The sequence below is a fragment of the Halanaerobium salsuginis genome (genome assembly GCF_900114545.1).
In the GTDB taxonomy this organism is placed as follows: domain Bacteria; phylum Bacillota; class Halanaerobiia; order Halanaerobiales; family Halanaerobiaceae; genus Halanaerobium; species Halanaerobium salsuginis.
In genome coordinates, this window is sequence record NZ_FOTI01000008.1 from 69,628 (window position 1) to 76,517 (window position 6,890).

6 protein-coding genes are annotated in these 6,890 nt (G+C 33.3%); 5 read left to right on the forward strand and 1 reads right to left on the reverse strand.

From position 1 onward, the window contains the following. Positions 1-180: 180 nt before the first annotated feature. Together BMZ74_RS04475 and BMZ74_RS04480 are read left to right on the forward strand one after the other, a co-directional pair. Entirely contained in the window at positions 181-1,497 is a 1,317-nt protein-coding gene (locus tag BMZ74_RS04475; protein WP_089860365.1) for an NCS2 family permease, read from the forward strand. Between the two features lie 246 nt (positions 1,498-1,743). Beyond that, positions 1,744-2,136: an RDD family protein gene (locus tag BMZ74_RS04480; RefSeq protein WP_089860367.1), complete on the forward strand. Its 393-nt coding sequence runs from the start codon at positions 1,744-1,746 to the stop codon at positions 2,134-2,136. 68 nt (positions 2,137-2,204) lie between these two features. Here BMZ74_RS04480 and BMZ74_RS04485 read toward each other — a convergent pair whose 3' ends face one another. Continuing rightward, entirely contained in the window at positions 2,205-2,735 is a 531-nt protein-coding gene (locus BMZ74_RS04485) for a TlpA family protein disulfide reductase (protein WP_089860370.1), read from the reverse strand. 264 nt (positions 2,736-2,999) lie between these two features. On the opposite strand from BMZ74_RS04485, the gene BMZ74_RS04490 reads away from it, so the two are divergent. The 3 genes from BMZ74_RS04490 to BMZ74_RS04500 all read left to right on the forward strand — a co-directional run bounded on the left by BMZ74_RS04490 (position 3,000) and on the right by BMZ74_RS04500 (position 6,625). Then, positions 3,000-4,250 (forward strand): adenosylhomocysteinase, encoded by a 1,251-nt coding sequence (locus tag BMZ74_RS04490; protein WP_089860373.1) that lies wholly within the window; start codon positions 3,000-3,002, stop codon positions 4,248-4,250. 93 nt (positions 4,251-4,343) lie between these two features. After that, the gene (gene larAH6 / locus BMZ74_RS04495) at positions 4,344-5,609 is read left to right on the forward strand and encodes a nickel-dependent malate racemase, LarAH6 family (RefSeq protein WP_089860376.1); all 1,266 of its coding nucleotides are present in this window, start codon (positions 4,344-4,346) and stop codon (positions 5,607-5,609) included. 53 nt (positions 5,610-5,662) lie between these two features. Further along, positions 5,663-6,625, forward strand: coding sequence for an AAA family ATPase (locus tag BMZ74_RS04500; protein WP_245750812.1), 963 nt, complete (start codon positions 5,663-5,665; stop codon positions 6,623-6,625). The last annotated feature ends 265 nt before the right edge of the window (positions 6,626-6,890 follow it).

Here is a 6,890-nt window from a genome sequence, read left to right on the forward strand (position 1 = left end):
TTTAGTAATTTGCTGTGCTTGATTTAAAGATTTAACTCAAGAGATTTAAATTCCCCCATAGTCTGGAATTTAATCTTTTGAGTTTTTTTAATGTCTAACTAAAAAAAGATATTTGATTTATTTTTAGCTGTCAGCTGATTTAATTCTGTTTTGATTTAAAAAATAAGGAGGAAATTATTGATGAGTTCTAATAATGGTTTTATGGAAAATTTTTTTCAGCTAAAGAAAAATAAGACAGATGTTAAGACTGAAGTTATAGCTGGATTTACAACTTTTATGACTATGGCTTATATTATTTTTGTTAATCCAACTATTTTAAGTGATGCAGGAATGCCTTTTGATGGCGTTTTTATTGCTACTATTATGGGAGCAGTGCTCGGTACTTTAGCAATGGCATTTTTAACTAATTATCCTTTTGCACTTGCTTCTGGAATGGGACTTAATGCTTTTTTTGCTTATTCTGTTGTAATTGGGATGGGAGTTAGCTGGCAGACAGCTTTAGGTGTTATTTTAATAGAAGGTATAATTTTTATTATTTTAAGTGTGACTCCGGTTAGAGAAATGATAGTTAATAATATTCCAATGGCTTTAAAAACTGGGATTAGTACCGGAATTGGTTTATTTATTGCTTTTATTGGCTTTCAGAATGCCGGGATAGCAATTGATGATCCAGCAACTTTAGTTGCAATTGGTGATGTTTTATCAGGACCTGCTTTAATTGCTCTAGTGGGACTTTTAGTGACAGGGGTTTTGCATGCTAAAAATGTAAAAGGTGCTCTTCTCTGGGGAATTCTAATTTCAACAGCAATCGGTTGGCTGAATGGAGTTACTCCATCATTTAATGGTGTAGTTGCTATGCCTAAATTTGCTGATTGGTCTGAAGTATTATTTAAATTTGATTTACGTTCAGCACTTGATCTTGGGATGGTAGGAGTTTTAATTTCATTCTTATTTGTTGATATGTTTGATACTGCTGGAACATTGGTTGGTGTAAGTCAGCAAGCCGGCTACCTTGATGAAAATGGTGATTTACCAAAAGCAAGTAAAGCTTTACTTGCTGATGCAATCGGTACTACAGGTGGCGCTTTATTCGGAACTAGCACTGTAACTACTTATGTAGAATCTGCTTCTGGAGTTGCTGAAGGTGGTAGAACAGGTTTAACTGGTATAGTAGTGGCAATTTTATTTTTCTTATCTTTGTTTTTTAAACCTTTAATTGGTATAGTTCCAAGTGCTGCAACAGCACCAGCTTTAATTATTGTTGGAACCATGATGATGGGTAATATAACTAAATTGGACTGGGATGATTTTACTGAAATATTACCTGCCTTTGTTACTATCGCTGCTATGCCGCTCACTTATTCTATTTCAAATGGAATTGCTCTTGGCTTTATAGTATATCCAGTTATAAAATTGTTTACTGGTAAAGGTAAAGATGTGCACTGGTTAGTTTATATTTTAGGAATAGTATTTGTTTTTTATTTTTTAGTTAATTAAGTTTATTTTAATTTTAAGACTTGATATTAATTTACTAAAAAGCTGAACTTCTACCCAGAAGTTCAGCTTTTTTTGGATTTAATATTTTATAAAATAAGCAATTTTAAATTATAAAACATAAAAAAGATATTTAAACTTTAAACTTTTTTTGGTATAATTAGGTATATTTTCGTCTGCTATTATTTAAAGGAAGGAGTTAAGACAAGATTCAATTTTAAAAATTTATTAACAAGGAGAGGATTAACTATGCAATTAACAGTACCAATTAGAAGGTTAATGGCAACTTTGGTTGATTATTTTATACCATTTATTTTACTAACAATTACCAGCTTTATTGGTTATAATAATGATATTATAGGAATGATTTTATCTTTTGTTGTTATGGTAGTAATTTTTATTTATCAGATAATTTTATTTGCTAAAGGTCAGACTATTGGCAAAAAGTTATTAAAGATGCAGGTTGTTAAACGGGAAACTCAAGTGCCGTTAAACTTTTTTGGAATGCTAATTAGAGAAACAGTTGGTAAATGGATTTCTGGGTTAGTATTTAGCCTAGGTTATATCTGGATTCTAATTGACGAAAAAAATCAGGCCTGGCATGATAAGCTAGTAGATAGTGTAGTAGTAGATCTTGCTTAAATAAATTTATTAATAAATATTGATTAACTTTAGCCCGGAGAAGATATCTTTTCCGGGCTAATTTTTTATTATTCTAATTGAGCAAGTTCAGTCATTTTTTGATAACTCATTGCTCCTACTGTTTGATTAATAATAATTCCATTTTCATCTAAAAAATAACTGCTTGGTATCCCTCTGACTAGATATTGCTGACTAATTGACCGATTACTATCTAATAAAATAGGAAAAGAAAGTTTGTTGCTGAGAGCATAATCAAAAACTGTTGCTTTATCTTCACCAATATTGACTGCAACTATGTTTATCTCAGTTTGATTATTTTTAAATAACTTTTGGAGATCAGGCATTTCTTGACGGCAAGGAGGACACCAGCTGGCCCAGAAATTAAGCAAAACTTTTTTTCCTCGATAATCGCTCAACTTAACTGGCTGATTACTCAAATTAAAAAGTTCAAAATCTGGTGCTTGTTGTCCTACTTCTATTCCAATTTCTGGAGTTTCTTCTTTAACAATTTTTTCTTTTTTATCTGTCTGTAAGTAAAAATAACTACCAACTACCAGAATTAAAAAAATAATTATGGTTACACTAATTTTTTTCTTCATATTTTACCTCCCCGGTTTGATTTTAAATTTACCAATAAAACTAATTAGAAATTAAATCTAACTTATTTATCAATAATTATATAAATAAAATGCTTAAATAGCCAGTTTAAACTTAAAAATGTCAAGATAAAAAATAACTATCTGATAATTATTGCTTTTTATTGAAGTAATCTATGATAAAATATAATTAAAGTAAATTTTAAACTATATTTTTGCTGGATAAATTTAATGATTATTTTATATTATATATTAAGGAGGAAAATTATGTCTAAGAAGTCAACGCTTAGGAATCCAGGTTTAGCAGCATCTGGTTGGAAAAAAATTCAGTGGGTAGCAGATAAAATGGATATTTTAAATCAAATTTTAGCAGAGCAAAAATCTGCTCAGCCTCTGGCTGGCAAGAAAGTAGCTATTTGTTTACATCTAGAAGCAAAAACAGCTTACTTAGCTTATGTAATTAAACAATTAGGAGCAGAAGTAGCAATTGCGGGTAGTAATCCACTTTCAACTCAGGATGATGTTGCTGCAGGTTTAGCTGCACATGGTGTCGAAGTTCATAGCTGGTATGGTTCAACTCCAGCTGAATATAAAGAGCATTTAAACAAAGTGCTTGATCTTAAACCAGATTTAATTATTGATGATGGTGGTGACATGGTTGAGACTCTTCATACTTCTCGGCGAGAATTATTAGCTAATATTATTGGGGGAGCAGAAGAAACTACGACAGGGATTCATCGTCTGGAAGCTATGGAAGCAGATGGCACTTTATCTTTTCCCATGATGGCAGTTAATGATGCTGATTGTAAATCATTATTTGATAATCGTTATGGTACAGGACAGTCAGTCTGGGACGGAATTATGCGAACTACTAATTTAGTTGTTGCTGGAAAAACAGTAGTTGTTGCTGGTTATGGTTGGTGTGGTAAAGGTGTTGCTATGCGGGCTAAAGGCCTTGGAGCACGGGTAATTGTTACAGAAATTGATCCGATTAAGGCTAGTGAGGCCTGGATGGATAGTTTCCAGGTAATGCCAATGGAAGAAGCTGCTCAGCGGGGAGATATTTTTGTAACTGTTACAGGTTGCAAAGATGTAATTTCAACTGCAGCGCTTAAAGTAATTAAAGATGGAGCTATTTTAGCAAATGCGGGACATTTTGATGTAGAAGTCTCTAAACCAGCTTTAAATAAATTAGCAGTTAAAGTAGAAGAAGCAAGAAATAATATTATGAAATATGAATTTTCTGATGGTAGAAAAGTTTATTTGCTGGCAGAAGGTCGTCTGGTTAACTTGGCTGCTGGAGATGGTCATCCAGCTGAAATTATGGATATGACATTTGCTCTGCAGTTATCATCATTATTATATTTAGTTGAACAAACTGACTTAGCAGATAAGGTTTATAAAGTTCCAACTCAATTAGATAGACAGGTAGCTGAATATAAGTTGAAATCATTGGGATTAACAATTGATCAGCTAAGTTCAGAACAGGAAGATTATCTTAAAAGCTGGGAAAACTAAAGCTTAGCTTGTTTGAGCTTTGAATAGAATTAAGTAATGATATTAATTAGTAAACTGTATTATCTTGAGCAGACTTGAAAATGGAGTGGACAGATGGAATTAAAATATGGAAGATCAAAACTTGAATTTGAGTTGGCGGCTGATAGAGTTAAAGCAGTTCTTACTGCAGCTGAGAAGCCAGGCCTAGATTCTCCTTTAGATGAAGTAGCAAGTGCTTTAGAAAATCCAATTGGAACAGCTTCTTTGGCACAGCTGCTGGCAAAAAAGCAGCAGAATAAAGAATTGAATAAAGTTGTAATAGTAGTTAATGATGTAACCCGCTATACTCCTTATCAATATTTACTGCCACCGCTTTTAGATAAGCTTGCCGCAGCTGGGATAAGAAAAAAAGCAATAACTTTTGTGATTGCTACAGGAGTTCATGCTGCCCATTCAGCTGCTCAGAATAGAGAAATTTTTGGTAATAAAATAGTAGATAATTATAACTTTATTTTTCATAATTGTGAGCATGATCTTATTGAATTAGGTAGCTTAAGTACCGGTAATATTCTAAAGCTTAATCGCCAGGTAGCAGAGGCGGATTTTTTGATTACTACTGGCGTGATTCTTCCTCATTATATGGCAGGATTTTCAGGTGGTAGGAAATCTATTTTACCAGGGGTTGCTGGTCGCCAGACTATTCAGAATAACCATGCTATGATGGCTAAAGTACTGGACCAACAGCCAGCTTTATCTGATAATCCAATTAGTCAAGAAATGTTTGAAGCTGCTGCTTTAGTTGGAGTTGATTTTATTTTGAATGTAGTGACTAATAGCAAAAGAGAGATCGTACAGGTAGTAGCAGGAGATTGTCAGAAAGCCTGGCAAGCTGGGATAGCTACTTCAGCTGAGATGTATCATTTGCCTCTTCAGGAAAAAGCTGAAGTAGCAATAGTTAGTTCAGGAGGATTTCCACGTGATATTAACATATACCAAGCTCAAAAAGCACTGGACCATGCTGATCAGGCAGTTAAAAGCAGGGGAACAATAATCTGGCTAGCAGAATGCAGTGAAGGTTATGGAGAAAGAACATTTAAAAAATGGATGGATGAAGCTATTAAACCAGTAGATAACATGACTAGAATAGCAAATGGATTTTTGCTTGGGGGTCATAAAGCTTTTGCTATTTCTAAAGTTGCACTTAAAAAAGAGATAATTTTAATTTCTCAGCTCAGTAGTTCAGCAACGAAAAATATTTTTGCTCGTAAAGCTAATTCTTTACAGGAAGCTATTAACTATGTAGAGCAGAAATATAATTCAAACTATAGTGCTTATATTTTACCACAGGGAAGTTTAACTGTTCCAGTATTAGACAATTAGAAAAAAATAAGAAAATTTAATTCATATGAAATTAATGAAATGGGTGAATTAATTTGGCAAAGCAGATTGCAGCAGCAAAGATAGTTGAAGCAAAAGAAAAGTTGGATCAAATAATTGCTAACATAGAAAAAGTGATTATTGGTAAAAAGGATATAATTAAACTTGCTCTAGCAGCTATGTTGGCAGAAGGACATATTTTATTAGAAGATGTACCGGGTGTTGGCAAGACAATTTTGGCTCGTTCACTAGCTATTTCAGTCGGCTGTTCATTCAATAGAATTCAATTTACTCCTGACTTATTACCGTCTGATATTACTGGTGTTTCAATTTATAATCAAAAAACGAACCAATTTGAATTTAGAGCTGGCCCAATTTTAGCGCAAGTAGTTTTAGCAGATGAAATTAATCGAGCTACCCCACGTACTCAAGCTGCTTTATTAGAAAGTATGGCTGAAAAGCAGTTAACGGTTGAGGGTAAAAGCCGTCAGCTGCCTACGCCTTTTTTGGTTGTGGCAACTCAAAATCCGATTGAATATGATGGTACTTTTCCACTGCCAGAGGCTCAGCTGGATCGCTTTTTAATTAAGCTTAAACCTGGCTATCCTGATCAGGATGCTGAAGCTAAAATGTTAACAGCACTTCGACTACAGCATCCAATTGAACAGTTAAATGCTGTTATAACAGCTGCTGAGTTTATTGAATTACAAAAATTATGTAAAAATATTTATTTAGCACCTAAGTTAACTAATTATATTGTTAATCTAGTTGCTAAAAGTAGAGAACATAGTGAGCTTGAGTTAGGAGCAAGTCCCCGGGCCAGCATTGCTTTACTAAAGATATCACAGGCATGGGCTTTACTTAATGGTCGAGATTATGTTCTGCCAGATGATATTAAAGCACTGGCTCAACCTGTTATGGCTCATCGCCTTTTAATTAAAGCCAGAAGCAAACTGCGAGGTGTAAATAAAGGTAGAATAATTGGTTGTATAATTAATGTTGTGAAGAAAAAACTGTAAATCTAAAAATATCTAAATAAAAAAGGCATTTGCCTGGCTCCGTTGAATTAAATAGTTACAACACCAAAAATTCAATAAAGGAGTCAAGCAAATGCATAATAATCTTATCACAGATTTAATGGATTTACCAGACCTAGTTGCAACAGATTTAATTAAAACGGAGGAATATTTAGTTTTTGTAGCTGACTATAAAATAGATCATGTTAAATGTCCTGTCTGCGGCAAAAAAGCAGAAAAGATTCATGATAGAAAAACTCAAATGATT

Coding starts and splice junctions, on each gene's coding strand:
- BMZ74_RS04480 (WP_089860367.1), top strand. CDS start 1,744: ATGCAATTAACAGTACCAATTAGAAGGTTAATGGCAACTTTGGTTGAT.
- larAH6 (WP_089860376.1), top strand. CDS start 4,344: ATGGAATTAAAATATGGAAGATCAAAACTTGAATTTGAGTTGGCGGCT.
- BMZ74_RS04485 (WP_089860370.1), bottom strand. CDS start 2,735: ATGAAGAAAAAAATTAGTGTAACCATAATTATTTTTTTAATTCTGGTA.
- BMZ74_RS04475 (WP_089860365.1), top strand. CDS start 181: ATGAGTTCTAATAATGGTTTTATGGAAAATTTTTTTCAGCTAAAGAAA.
- BMZ74_RS04490 (WP_089860373.1), top strand. CDS start 3,000: ATGTCTAAGAAGTCAACGCTTAGGAATCCAGGTTTAGCAGCATCTGGT.